General features: G+C 48.8%; 15 protein-coding genes and 1 pseudogene. 8 read left to right on the top strand and 8 right to left on the bottom strand.

The window, feature by feature from the left end; all coding sequences use genetic code 11:
* The 3 genes and pseudogenes from ACK5NH_RS11500 to ACK5NH_RS11490 all read right to left on the bottom strand — a co-directional run.
* Positions 1-386, bottom strand: a pseudogene (locus tag ACK5NH_RS11500) (carboxypeptidase); the annotation flags it as partial.
* A gap of 131 nt (positions 387-517) precedes the next feature.
* Positions 518-1,636: an FUSC family protein gene (locus tag ACK5NH_RS11495; protein ID WP_416920224.1), complete on the bottom strand. Its 1,119-nt coding sequence runs from the start codon at positions 1,634-1,636 to the stop codon at positions 518-520.
* 263 nt (positions 1,637-1,899) lie between these two features.
* Positions 1,900-3,129: a dicarboxylate/amino acid:cation symporter gene (locus ACK5NH_RS11490; protein WP_416920222.1), complete on the bottom strand. Its 1,230-nt coding sequence runs from the start codon at positions 3,127-3,129 to the stop codon at positions 1,900-1,902.
* Positions 3,130-3,589: 460 nt separating this feature from the next.
* Between ACK5NH_RS11490 and ACK5NH_RS11485 the strand changes: the two genes are divergently transcribed.
* Positions 3,590-3,946: a hypothetical protein gene (locus ACK5NH_RS11485; protein ID WP_416920220.1), complete on the top strand. Its 357-nt coding sequence runs from the start codon at positions 3,590-3,592 to the stop codon at positions 3,944-3,946.
* Positions 3,947-4,003: 57 nt separating this feature from the next.
* Here ACK5NH_RS11485 and ACK5NH_RS11480 read toward each other — a convergent pair whose 3' ends face one another.
* Complete coding sequence (locus ACK5NH_RS11480) at positions 4,004-5,761, bottom strand: hypothetical protein (protein ID WP_416920218.1); 1,758 nt, start codon at positions 5,759-5,761, stop codon at positions 4,004-4,006.
* 382 nt (positions 5,762-6,143) lie between these two features.
* On the opposite strand from ACK5NH_RS11480, the gene ACK5NH_RS11475 reads away from it, so the two are divergent.
* Positions 6,144-7,607 carry a DUF4892 domain-containing protein gene (locus ACK5NH_RS11475; protein WP_416920216.1) on the top strand — a complete coding sequence of 488 codons (1,464 nt, stop codon included), beginning with the start codon at positions 6,144-6,146 and terminating at the stop codon, positions 7,605-7,607.
* 120 nt (positions 7,608-7,727) lie between these two features.
* On the opposite strand, the gene ACK5NH_RS11470 is transcribed toward ACK5NH_RS11475, so the two are convergent.
* The 4 genes from ACK5NH_RS11470 to hslR form a co-directional block, all read right to left on the bottom strand.
* Positions 7,728-9,287, bottom strand: coding sequence for an AbgT family transporter (locus ACK5NH_RS11470; RefSeq protein WP_416920214.1), 1,560 nt, complete (start codon positions 9,285-9,287; stop codon positions 7,728-7,730).
* Between the two features lie 249 nt (positions 9,288-9,536).
* Positions 9,537-11,078 carry a phosphoenolpyruvate carboxykinase gene (locus ACK5NH_RS11465; protein WP_416920212.1) on the bottom strand — a complete coding sequence of 514 codons (1,542 nt, stop codon included), beginning with the start codon at positions 11,076-11,078 and terminating at the stop codon, positions 9,537-9,539.
* Positions 11,079-11,279: 201 nt separating this feature from the next.
* Positions 11,280-12,140, bottom strand: coding sequence for an Hsp33 family molecular chaperone HslO (hslO, locus tag ACK5NH_RS11460; RefSeq protein WP_416920210.1), 861 nt, complete (start codon positions 12,138-12,140; stop codon positions 11,280-11,282).
* A 36-nt stretch (positions 12,141-12,176) separates the two neighbouring features.
* Positions 12,177-12,575 (bottom strand): ribosome-associated heat shock protein Hsp15, encoded by a 399-nt coding sequence (gene hslR / locus ACK5NH_RS11455; protein WP_416920208.1) that lies wholly within the window; start codon positions 12,573-12,575, stop codon positions 12,177-12,179.
* 251 nt (positions 12,576-12,826) lie between these two features.
* Between hslR and gspC the strand changes: the two genes are divergently transcribed.
* The 6 genes from gspC to gspH form a co-directional block, all read left to right on the top strand.
* Positions 12,827-13,753, top strand: coding sequence for a type II secretion system protein GspC (gspC, locus tag ACK5NH_RS11450; protein WP_416920206.1), 927 nt, complete (start codon positions 12,827-12,829; stop codon positions 13,751-13,753).
* Between the two features lie 24 nt (positions 13,754-13,777).
* Positions 13,778-15,886, top strand: coding sequence for a type II secretion system secretin GspD (gene gspD, locus ACK5NH_RS11445; RefSeq protein ID WP_416920204.1), 2,109 nt, complete (start codon positions 13,778-13,780; stop codon positions 15,884-15,886).
* The gene (gspE, locus tag ACK5NH_RS11440; RefSeq protein ID WP_416920202.1) at positions 15,883-17,448 is read left to right on the top strand and encodes a type II secretion system ATPase GspE; all 1,566 of its coding nucleotides are present in this window, start codon (positions 15,883-15,885) and stop codon (positions 17,446-17,448) included. Before gspD ends, gspE begins: the two co-directional genes overlap by 4 nt.
* Positions 17,449-17,451: 3 nt before the next feature.
* Positions 17,452-18,675, top strand: coding sequence for a type II secretion system inner membrane protein GspF (gene gspF / locus ACK5NH_RS11435; RefSeq protein ID WP_416920200.1), 1,224 nt, complete (start codon positions 17,452-17,454; stop codon positions 18,673-18,675).
* A gap of 75 nt (positions 18,676-18,750) precedes the next feature.
* Positions 18,751-19,185 carry a type II secretion system major pseudopilin GspG gene (gene gspG / locus ACK5NH_RS11430; RefSeq protein WP_011715426.1) on the top strand — a complete coding sequence of 145 codons (435 nt, stop codon included), beginning with the start codon at positions 18,751-18,753 and terminating at the stop codon, positions 19,183-19,185.
* Position 19,186: 1 nt separating this feature from the next.
* Positions 19,187-19,467 (top strand): type II secretion system minor pseudopilin GspH (gspH, locus tag ACK5NH_RS11425; RefSeq protein ID WP_416920197.1); only part of this gene is annotated, 281 nt, incomplete at its 3' end.

Raw genomic sequence — 19,467 nt, 5'->3', positions numbered from 1 at the left:
GTAATGGTATCGTCATAGCTTGGGCTTTCGGTGCCGTTGCTTTGCTCGAAGGGCGTCGCCCATTCGTTATCGGCGCTGAGTAACAACGACTCACTGGCACCGTGCCACGTGATGCTCGGCGGTAGAATGGCGTCATTCACAAAGGTATTGGCGCGAGTCGGTGTCGCTGTCACTGCGGCTTCGGGAGCCGCTTCTGTTGCGGGCGAAACGCTGCTGTCGGCATTTGCTTCAACCGCGTCGATTTTAGCGGCCTCAGCGTTTGCAGCTCCAGTCGTCACTTCTGGTTGCGCGACTTCGGCATTTGCGGCAACGGCTAATTGGGCTGTGAATAGTGAACCCGCCGATAAGCAGGCAATGGCGATAACGGAAGGGGAAAACAAGCGCATGAAAACAGTCCACACATCGAATTTTTATTAGGGCGGTATCTTTTCATTAAGCCCCTGCGAGTGCAAGGGCTGCCAAGGGTTTATCTTGATCTGACTGAGTGATTTTCGCTGCCATTCCCCGTGGTAACAGCCTATGAAGGCTTGGCGGTTTTATGTAACACGGTTTGTCCGCTATAGGCGATTTCGATAATCTCGATATCGGCGTAGAGGGCTTCGACGGCGATGGCGAGTTGATAGATAAGCCAGCCGTATCCCGTGAGGGCAAATCCCTGCGCGACTTCATTGGCTAAAGGGGCAGAATTTGGCGTCTGAGCGGCCAAGCTGAGTTGTAATCTGTGTTGCAACTCTTGCTCTAATGCATTTGGTAGTGTGGGCAATGTGGCTGTTTTGCCCGCAACAAATTCACTCAGCCTGTGAAGATACGCCGTAAGCTCGGCGGCGATTTTGTTGATTTGGTGATATGCCTCTTTGTCGGCCTCCTGCCAACAACTCAAAGGCAATAACTCGAGTAGGGTGATCAACCTAACCTGTTTATTAACTAATTCTGCCAGCAGCACTTTATGTTTTTTCAGGGTTTGGCTTTCCCACTCGAGGGAGAAAAACAATTTCTTCTGGGTTAATACCGCCTTCATCGCCGCCTCGAGTTCGGCGCGAAAATCTAAATCATGGTTGGCGGGGGCGTGTAGATGTTGGGTCAGCACCTTGGCCATATTGTCGATGGCATTGGCAAGCTGGCTGCGCCAGTCCTGTTTGGCCTTAATCGGGAAGATAAACAGCGACACTAGAATGGCGATAACACAACCGAGCAGAATATTCGCCGTGCGCCAGAGTGCCTCTGAGGTGTCGTGGTTCGCATCGCCCACCACGATAATAATGGTAAATCCCGCCACCAGATAGGCATAGCTGTAGCGCCCCGCCGAGATAAAACAGATCAGCGTCACCCCTAAGATCAGCAGCCCCATAATCAGCCAATAACTGTCGATAGTGGCCACTAACATCACGCCATAAGCCGAACCTAAACAAGTGCCTACTGCCCGTTGTAGGGACTTTTCAATCGCGCCGCCCACCTGTGGCAGACTCATCATAATGATCACTATGGTCACCATGCTCCAAATAAAATGCGGCGGCGACCAAATGGCATTGATGGTAACGGCAATCAATAGCGCGAGGCCGAGTTTGAGGGCGTGAATGGCGCGGAAATGACGATAGATAAAGTCGGCAAAAGGGCTTGCAGGGGCAAATACGGACATAATGCAACACTCCTTTGGACTGATGATAGCCAAACCATTATCGCAGAAAGCTATCGTGCTCGTGCCGCTCGGCAGATAAAGAAATACAAATTGCGAGGCGGCGCCGCTTGAGCTTAGTCCAAGGCGCCGCCAAGATCACATAAATCTGCATTAAGTCATACAAAATCAGCGGTATAGAATGTGATATATCTAGGTTTTAACCATAAAAAAGGCTTGAATAAGCAAGCCTATTCAAGCCTAGATACACTCGCGCATCTGTTCGATTAGTTCGAGCTTGGCTCTGCGGTGTACTTATCCATAATGATGGCGCAGGCGGCATCACCCGTGATGTTTAACGCGGTGCGGATCATGTCAAATACTCGGTCGAGGGCGAATAACAGCGGTAAGCCATCAATTGGAATACCCGAAGCCATTAGCACTGCGACCACTAAAAATGACGGCCCCGGAACACCCGCTTGACCAATGGCGCCCAAGGTAGAGGTAAAAATAATTGCTGCATAGGCCGTCATCGATAGATCGACGTTGTACATTTGCGCGAAAAACATGGCGACTAAACCATAGTAAATCGCGTTGCCGCTCATATTGATGGTGGCGCCTAAGGGCAGCACAAAGGCGGTGGTTGCCTTAGAAACCTTAAGATCTTCTTCGCAGGTTTCCATATTCACCGGCAGCGTTGCCATAGACGATGCAGTCGACAGTGCCATCACCTGGGGTTTTTTCATCGCCGAAATAAATTGGCGTGCCGATACCTTAGAAAACAGCTGTACCACTAAGGGGAAGAACACAAAACCGTAGATCAGAATTGCGGCCACAAACACGGCAAACAGCTTAAACACGACTTCTAAGGCATCGAAACCGAAGGTGCCGACGGAATCGGCCATCAAGCCAAATACCCCAATAGGCGCAATCACCATCACACAGTTAATCATCCACACAAAGGCGTCGACGACGGTATTTAACGCCGCCATGATGGGCTTGGCGCCATCGCCTTTGACCTTGGTCAGTGCGATACCAAAGAATATGCTAAACACTAGAATCTGTAGGATATTTCCGCCAGTCAGTGATTCGAACACATTGGTTGGGATCATGCCAATAAAGGTGTCCATTACCCCAGGCAGAGCGCCATGTTCGGCGGTCACTTCCATCAAGCTACTGCTGCTATGGGCGGTAAAGTCGACACCCGCGCCGGGTGTAAACACTTTGCCCATGACTAATGCCAAGGCTACGGCAATCCCTGAGGTGACAATAAAGAACCCGAAGGTGCCGACACCAATCTTACCTGCCGAGGGGCTGTCGCCTAAACTAGCGGCGCCGCTAATGATAGAAACTAGTACCAATGGGATCACTAGCATTTTGATTAAATGGATAAAAATAGTACCTAGCGGTGCGAAGATACTCGCGCTTTCACCCATGATAAAACCGACCAGTGCGCCAATAATCATGGCAATAACTACTTGCACACCAATGTTGCCTAATAAACTCTTGCTCTTCATTCTTGCGAACCCCCCCAATTACCGCGGCATTTTGTGTCTTAAGACTCGTTATCTATTTACAGGCCTGCCCTCGCTTTTGGCGTAAAAGCTCAGCCCTGACACGTTTTTTGGGCGCTTAAGGTACCACAGTTGCTGTTACGGGTTTTGTGAAACATCACCAACCTTGGTTTGAAAATAACCAAAATCTAAATAACGTGACGCCTAAATGAATAATGTTCAAAAAAGCATGCTGTAAAATAATGTTTATTTAAATTTGATTGGTTTTTTGTCCATCGAATTGATGAATTGTGATTTTGGCTTTGATGGACGCAGATGTCCTCTCGTATTCTTGGGGCGGGTTGAGTCGCGAGAACTCCCATCTCTTACTTATATGCATCTTGAGAGTGCTGAATAGCCTCTATGACCATGCAACTTAGTGACTCACTCGGTTTTACTATGACAACGCCATTTCGAGGACATTATGAATATCACTTCATTCTTTGGTCAGCCTGAGTCGTTACAGCGCTGGATAAGAAAGTGCATCGAACAACCGGGATTAAGTTATTGGCTGGTTTATCAAGATCTTGAACAAGGTGAATCGCTACAACTGACCACATTATTATTCCCGATAGTGGCTGATATGAGGGATCTATCGGATGACGAAATCGATGCCTTTGAGGATGGCTTAGGCCACAGTGACTATGGTTATCTGCTAAACACGGATCAAATCGAGGATGTTATCGATAATCTTAAGCAGCAAAAAGCTCAGCCCAGTGAACAGGAACTGCTTGAAGCGATCATCTTTTACTATGAGCGAGATGCGTTTATTTGCCTCTGATGGGCTCTTTGCAGAGCTTCGCGACTTAAGTTGAGATAAGCGCCCCGAGGAATCAACTCAGGGGCGTGGAGGGAGTAAGGTGTATTTTGCTAGCGATTTAAAGTGGTTGTACAGGGTATTGCTGAAGCTTTGGTCGTAGGTAAAGCGATATAACTGTTTATTGTAAGTCGTATCAAATGCTGTGTTTAGCTCAACTTCAGTCAGCAAGTTTGAGGTCACAAGGTAGTAGCTCGGTTGCACCATCTGGCTCGCAATCGGATCCTCCACAATTTCAGTGATAGTTAGCAGCTTGCCGCCGTTCGGACTGGTGCTAATGCTCCATTCATGTTGGCTTTCAGGCTGACCAAAACTATCGAGAATGGTGAATTTATTCGTTGAGTCCTCAACGTAACTCTCGGGGTAAGCGAAGGGCCACAATAGCTCCACGATCATGCTAGAGGAAAGCTCGCTCGCGGTTTCAACGCCCGTTTCATAGGTGATGGGATCTTCTGCGCGGCAAAGCACGTCGGCCGTTTGTTTAATATCCATGCGATATATTTGCGAAGGCCAACTGAGTGAGGCCAGCTTAAGAACACTCGGGAGGTTTGCCAGCAAATCCTGCCAGTCGGCGACCGTGTTCTGATACTTATGGAAATTCATTTCGACAGGGATTTCAGTGCCGGCATAAACGGTTTTTAATTGATTGCCTTCAATCACAGGTTCTTTAAGCACATACCCTTGGTCGTTACGCGAGGCATTGATCCATTTTTTCATTGGCTCATTCCAGCATTCGGTAGGGACCTCCTCTCCGGAAGTTTTATCGAAGATCATCACGGCGTCACCCGAAAATACCCCAGTAAGAGTTTGGTCACCAGTACCATAATCTAAGCTGACAAAATGGCTGTTGCGAACGGTTGCGATATTGAGCACATGAGATGCGTCGGTTTGATTGAGCATGCTGCTAAACACTGTATCCCAGTCAGTGCTGTTCATCGCCTTATCATCAACCGGCGCCTCCATATAGCCGAAGGACACTAAGGTGCTCTCCACCTTATTAGTGACGGCAACGGGATTGGTTTGCAGATAGGCCTCAGTGCCAAAACCATACCCTAGGATTAAATTCTCGAAGGCTTCAAATGCGGCGATTAACACTTCGATAGCCGCCAAAATTTCCACTGTGCGCTCATTGGTGAGGTTTAGCAGGTAATCGTGTAACAGTAGGGTGTCGAGAAATGTTGGTTGCAGGGTAATTTCGGGCGAAAGACTAAATAAATCAGTTTCGACTTGCTTAAATCCAGTGGCGTATAAGTTTTTGAGTTTGGCTCGGAACTCAATCACTTGCTGTGGCGTTAAGTCGGCCTCAATCATCTTGCGATAGCGTGAAAACTCAATATTGGTCAGCGCGTTGATATAACCCGCATGATCGGGCAGGGCAACGATATTCATGCCGCCAGTGGTGGCGTTGGTGTTATCTGCAGCGGAGCTAACCGCCAATGCTGAGCGTGCAGATGAAGCCGCGTTATCAATCCAATTGGCTAGCAGGTAATAGCTAGGTTTTTCGGTCGCGCTTTTCCAATCGATTTGATACTTACCGTCAGTGTCCGTAGTGGTACTCGGTTCACCCTCTGAGCAGCTTAAGTCTTGGTTGAGATCGACGCACACGTTGGCCCCGGCGATAGCGCCGATATAAGTGACCTGACCTGTGACTTTATGTGCGTATTCTGTGGGTGGCGTCGGCTCTGGAGTCGTGGTGGTGTCATCTTTATCGTCTGAGCCAGAACATGCCGTCAGCAAACTGGTGGCGATCAGCAAAGAGAGCAATTTAGGTTTAAACATCTTGTGTCCTTACATCAATTCGGCAATTTCCATTGCACTAAGTTAGCGAGTCTTCACCTGATAACTTTGAGTATTCAGGGTGTTAAAGCGTTAATTAAACCAAGCCAAATAGCATGAGTTTAAGTTAGGGAAAATCACACTGGATGATGGGGAAGGTCATAGCGACAAGGGATTACTGCATTCGCGATAAAACATGCGGATCTGGGGGTAAATCCATTTCACTACCATCTTAGGCATCCAAGCCTGCTTTTCCGTCGGTTATTTTTGTGTTTAGAGTCGATCATCACAATCACGCTAAAGTATTAACTTGTTTCATATTTGTTATTGCGCAATCCGTTTAGTGTTACTTTTCGCAGCAGTATTTCTATGGAGGGTAAATATTGTGCGTGTTTTTAAACGGAGTTATTTAGCGGGGTTATTGGCTATGTCGACGAGCCTGTTGCCTTTGTCGTTAATGGCGGCGGATGAGGGGTTATTTACGCCTTTTCCTACGGCGAAATTAAAGGATGAATTGACGCGCCATTATGCCGAATATCCCTTTATTATCAGCGCGGGTGAACAAAGGTCTGACTATCGTTTTAAGCCTATCTTCGGTCAGGTCTATCAGCAAAAATACAAATTAGCGCCCGAATATAGCCCTGCGCATATTCTCGATAATTACCGTGAGCAGATTAAAAAGCTTGGTGGCGAAGTCCTATTCGAGTGTCTGCTTGAGGCCTGTGGTGATTCTCGCCTATTGCGAGAGAAAATTACGCTGTTGGATGGCGTTATTGGTGTTGAAAGTGGTTATTTGTTTGCTCGAGTGAAGAATGAGCAAAAAGAGTTTTATACCGCCATACAAGCCGCGAATCTGAAGAGTTCTGCGGGTATTCATATTACGACGCTCGAGGTGATCCCCGAGCCGTTAGATTTAGTCACGGTTAATGCAGCATTTTTGCAGCAGGCGCCTAAGCAAATCGAGTTTAAAGATAACCAAAAGAAGGATAAGAACGGCGCCGAGGATCATCCGCTTATCAGCCGCTTAAAGGGAAGCTATATCCAGGACTTTAAACGCCAAGGCTTTGCGAGCACAGTATTTGTGTCTTCAATGGATGCAAGCAATAAGCCTGTGCTGGTGGAACGTGCGGGTAAGTTGACTCAAAATGGCTATTCAATACCAAAGGAATATTCGGGTTACGAGGTGTTCACTAACTACAAGGTGGCATTGACTAAACTCGGATTCGAGATGCAATTTGAGTGTCAGGGAAAGGCCTGTGGTAGGGAGGATAGGTTTATCAAAGCCATCGATTCTCTAGTGAATATTGGTAATGAAGACAGCCAGTTTTATGCTTGGTATACCTTAACGCGCCCCGAGGGGAATGTGCATGTGAGCACTTATACCATTGGTTATATCGGCGGGTTATGGACCGATTTGCGGGTGTTAGAGGAGACTGAGCTTAAGGATGACCGCGTGGGGATCAATCTTGAGGCGCTGACCGACCAAATTGAAGCTAAGGGGCATGTTGCCTTAGAAGGGCTGTTATTTGAGTACGATAGCGACAAGTTATTGCCCGAGGCGCTGCCCGTTGTCGAGGTGCTTGCGAGTTACTTAAAGGCAAATCCTAAGCGTGCCTTTTATGTGGTGGGTCATACCGATGATAAAGGCAATCAAGCCTATAACCAAGGTCTATCCCAACGCCGCGCGGCGGCAATTGTGAAGTTATTGACCACGAGTCATGGTATTCAAACTCAGCAATTGAAAGCCGTAGGGATAGGTGAACATGCCCCCGTTGCTAGCAACAGTGATGAGGCGGGGCAGCAGCAGAATCGCCGTGTGGAGTTAGTATTGAGATCGGATACTAAGTAAGCCCAATCGTTTGATTCAATTGATATAAAAATGGCGTCAGCTCTTATCGAGTTGGCGCCATTTTTGTTTATCTGTGTTCGCTCTGCCGATGATCTCAGCCAAGCGATATTTATATTAAGGCTAAGATAGTGCGGGGAAGGTCAGCGAGCTGCCAATGCCTAATGGCAGGCCTAAGGCCCAGTAAGCCAATAAGAAACCGCTCCAAAGCAGGAGAAAACTGATTGAAAACGGCAACATCAGTGCCACTAGGGTACCAATGCCCGATTCCTTAACGTATTTTTGGCAAAACACCACTATCAACGGAAAATAAGGCATCAGCGGGGTAATGATATTGGTCGACGAGTCGCCCACGCGGTAAGCGGCTTGAGTCAGATCGGGCGATACGCCCAGCTCCATTAACATCGGCACCATGATGGCACCAATCAAAGCCCATTTGGCCGACGCCGAGCCGACTAATAGATTGACGAACGCCGTGAGAAACACAATCCCCACCAGAGTTACGCCCATAGGAAGGGCTAACTCTTTCAACGCCAACGCGCCTTTAATTGCCATTAATGCACCTAAATTGGATTGACCAAAGGCGTAAATAAACTGGGCGCAGAAGAAGGCCATAACGATGTAATAACCCATGCCGCTCATGGACTTACTCATGCCTTGGATAATGGTTCTGTGGTTGTTCGCCGTGCCCGCAACATAGCCATAGACTATGCCTGGCACGAGGAAGAACACAAAAATAATTGCCACAATGGAGCGCATTAAGGGAGCCGAGGCACTGGTTAGCGCGCCATCGGTACCACGCCAGGCAGAGTTGTCACCATAGGCGGTAAACACCAGCCCTAAGGCACATAACAACATGGCGCCCATAGCGAATTTAAGCCCACGGCGCTCATGGGGCGCGAGCTCATCAAGCGTTGGGAGCGTGCTGGGATCGCCATTCACCGCGGTACTCTTTAGGCGCGGCTCAATTACTTTATCCGTTAAGAACCAGCCAACTAAGATGATTAACACGGCTGAGGCCGACGTAAAGAAAATATTATTCAGTGGGTTAATCGTTAATGTGGCAGCAGCGGGATCGGCCGATAATCTTGCCGCTGCCTGAGTTAAGCCCGCTAACATAGGGTCAAGACTCGAGGGCACACCCACGGTCGCAGAGAAACCGCCGGATACCCCGGCGAAAGCGGCGGCAATACCGGCTAGGGGATGACGACCCGCGGCATAGAAGATCACCGCGCCGAGCGGGATAACCAGTACATAACCCGCATCAACTGCGACATGGCTCAGGATACCCACGGCGATCAATACCGGGGTGAGTAACATCTTTGGCGTGACAGATAAAATCGAACGCAGCCCGGCATTAATAAAGCCAGTATGTTCAGCCACACCAAGACCCAGCATAGCAACCAGCACGACACCCAGCGGCGGAAAAGTCACAAAGGTGGAGACTATCGTCGAGGTAAAGGCTGTCAGTGCGCCGCCTTCGAGCATATTCACGACTTGAATGGGGTTGCCAGTACGAGGGTCGATTTCATCAAAACTGACACCCGATAACCCCCAAGAGATCAGCCAGACTAAGCCTAGAAATATCGCAAATAATACCGCCGGATCGGGCAGTTTATTGCCGACCACTTCGACGCCATTGAGAAATCGCTGGAATCCAGTGACAGGTTTATGGTTTTCCATTTGGGTGTCGCTTCCTAAAAAATGATGATTGTTATCGATGATTATAAAAACGCAGCATTAATTTAAGCTTGGTTTAACTAATCGATAAGAAATAAAACACATAAAAATCTACCGCAGTGACCTTTAGTGCGGCAGGCTCTTAGTTATCAAATCCATAGGCAAATAAAAAGCGCGGGTTCATCGCTGAATCCGCGCTTTTTTACTCAACAATGTGTTTGATTACATTATCTAAATGAATCCGCTATGCATTTATGCCTTAGGGCCAGCGTTACGGATGGCATCAGACACTTGGTACTTAGCGAAGTTCTTAGTGAAGGCTTCGGCCAGTTTTTGGGCGTATTCGGCATACAGTGCCTTATCGCTCCAAGTGTTCACAGGGTTGAGTAGGTTAGTGTCTACACCTGGTACCGCCACAGGCACGGCCAGATTCAGCGTGTCTAAGTGTACGGTTTCTACGTTTTTCAGCTCACCGCTGACAATCGCATCGACAATGGCGCGCGTCGTTGGGATGTCGAAACGTTTACCAATACCGTGTGGGCCGCCAGTCCAGCCAGTGTTCACTAAGTACACTTGGCTACCGAATGACTCGATACGCTTCATCAGCAGCTCTGCATACACGCCCGCAGGACGTGGGAAGAAAGGTGCGCCGAAGCAGGTAGAGAAGGTTGACTGAATCGCAGAAGTTGAACCGATTTCAGTCGAACCGACTTTAGCAGTGTAACCAGAGAGGAAGTGGTAAGCCGCTTGCTCTTTGCTCAGGATAGAAACCGGTGGTAATACGCCAGACACGTCGCAGGTTAAGAACACCACTGCGTGCGGCTCGGCGCCACGGTTGTCTTCTTTACGCTGAGCGATATGCTCGAGTGGGTAAGCCGCACGGGTGTTTTCCGTCAGGCTGCTGTCTTTGTAGTTAGGCACGCGGTGCTCGTCCATTACTACGTTTTCCAGCACAGTACCGAAACGGATCGCATCCCAAATCACTGGCTCGTTCTTTTGGCTCAGATCGATACACTTGGCGTAGCAGCCGCCTTCGATGTTGAATACGCCGCCTGGTGCCCAGCCGTGCTCATCGTCACCGATCAGGAAGCGTTTTGGATCCGCAGACAGCGTGGTTTTACCCGTGCCTGACAGACCGAAGAATAGGGTAGTGTCGCCATCTTTACCTACGTTTGCCGAGCAGTGCATTGGCAATACGCCTTGGGCTGGCAGCAGGAAGTTTTGTACAGAGAACATCGACTTCTTCATTTCGCCAGCGTATTTCAGGCCCGCTAGCAACACTTTGCGCTCGGCAAAGTTTAAGATCACCGCCGCATCTGAATTGGTGCCATCACGCTCAGGAACACAGACGAAGTCTGGCGCGTTGATGATTTGCCATACAGGCTTGTCTTGACGGTTAAATTCTTCTGGGATGATAAAAAGGTTGCGGGCGAACAGTTGGTGCCAAGCGTATTGAGTCGTCACGCGCACTGGCTGGTAATGTTCTGGATCTGCACCGACTTCGAGGTCAGATACAAACAACTCTTTATCGGCGAGGAATGCTTCTACGCGCGCCCATAATCCTTCAAAAGCACCGGGTTCAAATGCTTGGTTGACGGGGCCCCATTCGATGTCAGCCGCTGAGCCAGGTTCTTTAACAATAAAACGATCGCCAGGAGAGCGACCCGTGCGTGTACCGGTTTTGGCAACCAGTGCGCCGTTTGCAGTCAATTCACCTTCGCCGCGTAGCAGGGCAAATTCGACCAGTTGTGCTGTTGAGGGGTTGTAATGAACGCGGTTTAATCCATCCGCCATAGTGAGGTCTCCATTGACTTGTATTTGTAAGGTTATTTTTATATCGATCGTCTGCCGATTTTGTTTTTATTTATCGCCCGAGACGTGCTAGGGGACAAAGTGTGCCGATTGTATCCTATCCGTGGCTAAAGTGTGAGCTGGATCATTGAGGCGGTATAAAAAAGGGCACCCTAAGGAGCCCTTCTAACAGTTAATGGTGAGTTATTGCTGGGTATTTGAGCCGGTGCCATTGGCATAAATAGCTGCGATATCAATACCATCGAACACGTATTTCGCATTGCAGTATTCACAGCCCATTTCGACTTTACCGTCTTCCGCCAAAATGGCTTCCACTTCGGCTTGATCGATAGTCTTAATGGCCGCCGCGCTGCGCTCACGTGAGCAAGTACACTTGAAGCTGACTTCGATAGGAGCGAACAGACGCACTTCTTCTTGGTGATATAAGCGGTGCAATACTTCCTGCGCTTCTAAGGTGAATAACTCTTCCGCCTTAATGGTTGCGGTCAGCTGACATAAATGCTCGAAATCGGCATTGTGGTCTTCTTGGCTTGGCAGCACTTGCAGGAACATACCTGCAGCTTGTTTACCGTCGGCAAATAACCAGAGTGCAGTAGGTAATTGCTCTGACTGGTTAAAGTAGTCTTCCACACAGGCTGCTAAGGTTGGCTTGTCGAGGGCAACCACGCCTTGGTAGCGCTCGCCTTCATCTGGCGTCAGGGTGATAACCATATAACCTTGGCCAAACAGATCGGCGAGGCTTGCATCGTCGGCTAACTCGCCTTCCCAGCGCGCAATACCGCGTAATTGCTGCTGGTTATTACCATTGATCACCGCTAGTGATACAGGGCCGTTACCCTGCAGCTGCACGCTGATATCACCGCTGAATTTTAAGGTGGCAGTTAATAAAGAGGTTGCTGCTAGTAATTCACCTAGCAGGATTTGCAGCACAGGAGGATAGGCATGTGAACCAATCACCTGTTGATAGCTGTCTTGTAGCTGTACGAGTTCACCACGCACATCGGCATTGTCGAACAGGTAGCGATGTAAAATATCTTGTATCATCTTGTATCTCACTATTAGGTAACTTTTACGTAATTCTTAGCATTCTTTAAAACGGATAAGTTGGCGTCGTTGCTTTTTATCCGGTTTATGGTCGGGCGCAGGATTATTGAGAATATTCAATCGTCTTGCTTCGGCATTTACCGCACGCTTGGCTATACTCACGGCCGTTTCTTCGTACAATTCCTGCGCAATTGATGCACTTTGGCGCACTTCAGATAATTTTTTTATGACGATCTCTTTATCGTCATATCCCTGTCGTATCTTAAGGACGGCACCTATCTCGGCATTCTTACTAGATTTGGTGCGAGCACCGTTGTAATGTACTTTGCCGCCGTTGATCATTTCTTTGGCAATGGCACGGGTTTTATAAAAACGTGCGGCCCATAACCACTTATCGAGTCGAACGCTGTCACTGTCGCCTGCACTTTGCGTCATAGTGTCTCCAAGATAAAAGCTCGATGAGCTCACATGCTGAGCAATAAAATGCCTAAGTCGCATTGCTGTGATGTTAAAGGGTGGTGCGCTTCACACCCTTTTGAGGCGGGCAAAGTTAGCATAAATAGCCAATTTTCGCCAATTGCAATACTGTTATGGGGTTGTTGCCAAATGCGGCCTAGGTTAGCATGTGGCGAACATAATAATTTTTATAATCAGAACAGAGACCTGTATTGAGGGTCCACATAAATATGGATTTATTAGATAAAGTTATCGCTAAAGCTGCAGGTATTCCGCATAAGCCATTGAGCCAGGTTGTTTTCTGGTTTGGCTTTATTCTGTGTTTACTCTTAGCCGCGCAAATTACATGGAAACTCGTACCTAGTTCTTCATCCCCAACGGCTTGGTCGCCAACCGCTGTGACTACGGCAGGAAAAGGTGCTGGTCAAATCGATATGGCTGGATTGCAGCAGCTTGCACTGTTTGGCAAGGCCGATGCTAAATCGGATAAACCCAAAGTGGAAGTGGTTGAGACTGTGACCGATGCGCCCAAGACTTCCCTCTCTATCCAATTAACGGGTGTGGTAGCCTCGACCGCCGATCAAAAAGGTCTCGCCGTTATCGAATCCAGTGGCAGCCAAGAAACCTATAGCCTAGGCGATAAGATCAAAGGCACCTCGGCTTCGTTAAAAGAAGTCTATGCCGACCGTATTATCATTACCAACGCGGGCCGTTACGAGACGTTGATGCTCGATGGTCTGGTTTACACCAGCCAAAGCCCCGCGAATCAGCAATTACAGAAGGCCAAGAGTGAAAAAGCCGAGGTGGTTAGCCGCGTGGATCAGCGCAAAAACGCTGAAATTTCCCAAGAGCTTGCAGAATCCCGCAGCGAACTCTTAGCCGACCCCAGCAAAATCACCGATTACATTGCGATCTCTCCCGTTAGACAGGGCGAAAATGTCGCGGGTTACCGTCTTAACCCGGGCAAAGATGTGAACCTCTTTAAGCAAGCGGGCTTTAAACCCAATGACCTTGCAAAATCGATTAATGGATACGATCTGACTGTGATGAGTCAGGCGTTAGAAATGATGAGCCAATTACCTGAATTAACTGAAGTTTCTATCATGGTTGAGCGGGAAGGACAATTGGTTGAAATCATGTTTAGTTTGCCGCAATAACACGCGTTAGAGGAAAGTAAAATAATGAATAACAAACGGATTCGACGCAAACTGATTGCTGGAGTTGTGGCTGGCGCCACTATGCTGACCTCGCAATTTGTTTGGTCTGAACAATATGCGGCCAACTTTAAAGGCACTGATATCCAAGAATTTATCAACATTGTTGGTAAAAACCTGAATAAAACCATCATTGTTGACCCGACCATTCGCGGCAAGATCAACGTGCGCAGCTACGATCTGCTCAACGATGAACAGTATTACCAATTCTTCCTCAACGTGCTGCAAGTGTACGGTTATGCCATCGTCGAGATGGAAAACAACGTCATCAAGGTCATTAAAGACAAAGATGCGAAAACCGCTGCGATTCGTGTTGCCAACGACAACGACCCAGGTTTAGGCGATGAAATGGTCACCCGCATCGTGGCGCTGTACAACACCGAAGCCAAGCAGTTAGCGCCGTTATTGCGCCAGTTAAACGATAACGCCGGTGGCGGTAACGTAGTGAACTACGACCCATCGAACGTACTTATGTTATCTGGCCGCGCAGCTGTAGTTAACAAGTTAGTCGAAATCGTTCGCCGTGTAGATAAACAGGGCGATACCTCGGTACAAGTGGTGCCGCTCGAATACGCTTCTGCGGGTGAAATGGTGCGAATTATCGATACCCTTTACCGCGCAACCGCTAACCAAGCGCAGCTTCCTGGACAAGCGCCTAAAGTGGTTGCCGACGAGCGCATTAACGCCGTAGTGGTCAGTGGTGATGAAAAGAGCCGCCAACGTGTGGTCGAGCTTATTCACCGCCTCGATGCAGAGCAGGCAAGCACGGGCAATACTAAGGTACGTTATTTACGTTATGCCAAGGCGGAAGATTTAGTCGAAGTGTTGACCGGATTTGCGCAAAAGCTCGAGGGTGAAAAAGATCCTAGCGCCCAGACTGGCGGTAAACGCCGTAATGAAATAAACATTATGGCCCACACTGACACCAACGCCTTAGTGATCAGCGCCGAGCCAGATCAAATGCGTACTATCGAAAGTGTGATTAATCAACTCGATATTCGCCGCGCTCAAGTATTAGTCGAAGCCATTATTGTGGAAGTCGCCGAAGGCGATAACGTCGGCTTTGGGGTGCAATGGGCATCCAAAGCGGGTGGTGGTACTCAGTTTAATAACCTAGGTCCAACCATTGGCGAAATTGGTGCTGGTATTTGGCAGGCCCAAGATAAAGAAGGCACCTACATTACTAACCCAAATACTGGTGATGTGATAGGTCAAAACCCTGATACAAAAGGCGATGTTACCTTACTTGCTCAAGCCTTGGGTAAAGTGAATGGTATGGCGTGGGGCGTAGCCATGGGTGACTTTGGTGCCTTGGTACAGGCGGTGTCGGCTGATACCAACTCAAACGTACTGGCAACGCCTTCGATTACGACCTTGGATAACCAAGAAGCCTCCTTTATCGTCGGTGACGAAGTACCAATTCTGACCGGTTCTACCGCCAGCTCAAACAACAGTAACCCATTCCAAACCGTTGAACGTAAAGAGGTTGGGGTGAAGTTAAAAGTGGTGCCTCAAATCAACGAAGGCAACGCGGTTAAGCTCGCCATTGAGCAGGAAGTCTCAGGGGTAAACGGTAACACAGGTGTGGATATTTCCTTCGCGACTCGCCGTTTAACCACAACTGTTATGGCCGATTCAGGGCAAATCGTGGTACTCGGTGGTTTGATTAACGAAGAAGTACAAGAAAGCGTGCAGAAAGTGCCTTTCCTCGGCGATATTCCAGTACTCGGACACTTATTCAAGTCCTCTTCCAGTAAGAAGACTAAAAAGAACCTGATGATCTTTATCAAGCCCACCATTATCCGTGATGGTATGACTATGGAAGGTATCGCAGGCCGTAAATACAACTATTTCAGAGCCTTACAACTTGAGCAGCAAGAGCGCGGCGTGAACTTAATGCCAAATACGCAGGTACCAGTTTTGGATGAGTGGAATCAATCTGAATACCTACCGCCTGAAGTAAACGACATTTTAGAGCGTTACAAAGAAGGCAAAGGGTTAGAAACTCAGATGCGTAAAACGGACTCGACCCTCAAGTCGCTGGATGAAAACAAGAACAAAGATAAAACACAATGAGTGAAATACAAGTAACCCAAGTCGAGGATTTAAGCTTAGTTTCTAACGAACTAGGTCTTGAAGCCGAAGGTGATGAGGTATTTCGCTCCAGCAGCAAAGAGCGTTTACCCTTTGCCTTTGCCCACCGCCATGAGGTGATTTTAGCCTATGGCGAGGATGGCGCCTTGAGCCTGTTTTATACCGCCAAAACTCCATTAACGGCCATGCTCGAAGCGCGCCGCTACTCGGGTGTGGATTTGCCGCTCGTATTGCTCGAACCGGGCAAGTTTGAGGCTAAATTAACTCAGGCCTATCAAGCCAACTCCTCCGAAGCACAGCAGCTTATGGAAGATCTTGGCAACGAGATGGATTTATTCACCCTCGCCGAAGAGCTGCCGCAAACCGAAGATCTGCTCGAAGGCGATGACGATGCGCCTATTATCAAGCTGATTAACGCCTTGTTATCTGAGGCGATTAAAGAAGAAGCCTCGGATATCCATATCGAAACCTACGAGAAGCAACTGGTCGTGCGTTTCCGTATTGACGGTGTGCTGAAGGAAGTGCTAAAGCCAAATCGTAAGCTGTCATCCTTGCTGGTGTCGCGGATCAAGGTTATGGCGCGTCTCGATATTGCAGAGAAACGTGTACCTCAGGATGGCCGTATTTCACTGCGGATTGCCGGCCGTGCGGTGGACGTGCGGGTATCGACCATGCCATCAAGTCACGGTGAGCGTGTGGTGCTGCGTCTATTAGATAAAAACGCCGGTAATCTGGATTTAAAACAACTAGGTATGACAGACAGTATCCGTGCCAAGTTCGACGAGCTTATCCGTCGTCCGCACGGCATTATTCTAGTCACAGGCCCAACGGGTTCGGGTAAGAGTACTACGCTGTATGCGGGGCTTACCGAGATTAACTCTAAAGATACCAATATCTTAACCGTTGAAGATCCGATCGAATACGAGTTAGAAGGCATTGGTCAAACCCAAGTGAACACTAAGGCGGACATGACTTTCGCCCGTGGTTTACGTGCGATTCTGCGTCAAGACCCGGATGTGGTGATGATCGGCGAAATCCGTGACCTCGAAACCGCGCAAATTGCGGTACAGGCATCTTTGACCGGTCACTTAGTTATTTCAACTCTGCATACCAACACGGCCTCTGGTGCGATTACCCGTTTACAGGATATGGGCGTAGAGCCATTCCTAGTGTCATCGAGCTTGCTTGGGGTTTTAGCCCAGCGCTTAATCCGTACCCTCTGTCCAAAATGTAAGACGGAGCATGTGCCCGATGCGCGTGAGCGCGAACTGTTGGGGATTACGGCGGACGATCATCGCCATATTTACCGCGCTAATGGCTGTAAGGCATGTGGTAACAGTGGTTACCGTGGTCGTACTGGTATCCATGAGCTGTTGCTGGTCGATGATAATGTGCGTGAGCTGATCCACGGTGGTCGTGGCGAATTGGCAATTGAGAAATATATCCGCCAGTCGGTACCGAGCATTCGCCATGATGGTATGAGCAAGGTGCTCTCAGGTATCACCACTCTGGAAGAAGTCCTGAGGGTGACCCGCGAGGAGTAAGCTATGCCAGCATTTGAATATAAGGCGCTGGACGCCAAGGGAAAACAGCTAAAAGGGGTGATAGAGGCGGATACCGCCAGACACGCCCGCAGTCAGCTGCGCGATCAACGCATGATGCCGCTGGAGATTTTGCCGGTCACCGAAAAGGAAGCCAAGGCAAAAGGCACTGGATTCACGCCCTTTAAACGCGGGATTTCGGTGGCGGAATTAGCACTGATCACCCGTCAAATCGCAACGCTAGTAGCGGCGGGCCTGCCGATTGAGGAATGTCTCAAGGCGGTGGGCCAGCAATGTGAGAAGGCGCGCCTCGCCAGCATGATCATGGCGGTACGCTCCCGCGTGGTGGAAGGTTATAGTCTGGCCGACTCTCTTGCAGAATTTCCGCATATTTTCGATGACTTATACCGCGCCATGGTGGCCTCGGGTGAAAAATCCGGTCACTTGGAAGTGGTGCTTAACCGTTTAGCCGATTACACCGAGCGTCGCCAGCAGCTGAAGTCCAAGCTGCAACAGGCGATGATTTACCCCATTATGCTGACGATTGTTGCCATTGGTGTGGTGTCAGTGTTGTTGGCGGCTGTGGTGCCAAAGGTTGTCGGGCAATTTGAACATATGGGCGCCGAGCTACCCGCGACGACCCGTTTCTTAATTGCCGCCTCGGACTTTGTACAAAGCTATGGCTTACTCGTGGTATTGGTTATTGGTGTTTTGCTGGTGGTGTTTCAGCGTCTACTTAAGTCACCGATTTTCAGAATGAAATACCATACATTTTTGCTGAAAATGCCGGTGGTTGGCCGTGTGAGTAAAGGACTCAATACCGCGCGGTTTGCGCGCACTTTGAGTATTTTATCCGCCAGTTCCGTGCCTTTGTTAGATGGGATGCGCATTGCCAGCGAAGTATTGCAAAATGTGCGGGTGCGGGCGGCGGTGGATGATGCCACGGCACGCGTACGGGAAGGAACTAGCCTAAGCACTGCGTTGACTAACACTAAGCTGTTCCCGGCGATGATGTTATATATGATCGCCTCGGGGGAGAAGAGTGGTCAGCTCGAAGACATGCTTGAGCGCGCGGCCGATAACCAGGATAGAGAATTTGAGAGTAACGTAACTCTCGCCCTTGGAGTTTTCGAGCCGGCATTGGTGGTGAGTATGGCGGGGGTTGTACTCTTTATTGTGATGGCCATTCTGCAACCTATCTTAGCCCTGAACAATTTGATTAGTGGCTAGTTTTTAAATTTATGGATTATTGCCTTGCGGTGTTCGCACTGAGAATGGCGTAGGTTTTTTTAGGAGAAGTAGTCGATGCAAATGAACAAAAAGCACAAGGGTTTTACCTTACTCGAAGTGATGGTGGTGATCGTGATCCTCGGTATTTTGGCCTCGATGGTGGTGCCAAACCTGATGGGCAACAAAGATAAAGCCGACCAACAAAAGGCCGTATCTGACATTGTTGCGCTCGAAAACGCCTTAGATATGTACAAGTTAGATAACGGTGTTTATCCAACGACTGAACAAGGTTTAGAAGCCTTAGTTCAAAAACCGACCATTTCACCCGAGCCTCGTAACTACCGTGAAGAGGGCTATGTAAAGCGTTTACCACAGGACCCATGGCGCAATAACTACTTACTGTTGAGCCCAGGCGAAAACAGTAAGTTAGATATCTTTAGTGCAGGCCCAGATGGTCAACCAGGTACCGAAGACGATATCGGTAACTGGAACCTACAGAACTTCCAATAAGATGTTAAAGCTGCGCCACGCCGGCTTCACCTTAATGGAGGTGATGCTGGTGATTTTGTTAATGGGACTCACCGCGGCGGCGGTGACCATGTCTATTGGCAATTCTGGCCCGCAACAGGCGCTTGAGAAAACCGCGCAGCAATTTATTGCCGCCACAGAGTTAGTACTGGATGAAACCGTATTAAGCGGCCAATTTATCGGTATCGTGGTGGAAAAAACCAGCTATCAGTTTGTTTATTATAAAGATGGTAAATGGAATCCATTGGAGAAGGACAGGATTCT

The organism is Shewanella sp., from assembly GCF_047975355.1.
Classification (GTDB): Bacteria; Pseudomonadota; Gammaproteobacteria; order Enterobacterales; family Shewanellaceae; genus Shewanella.
The sequence above is the reverse complement of the archived record's forward strand: the minus strand, read 5'-3'. Positions and strand labels throughout refer to the sequence as shown.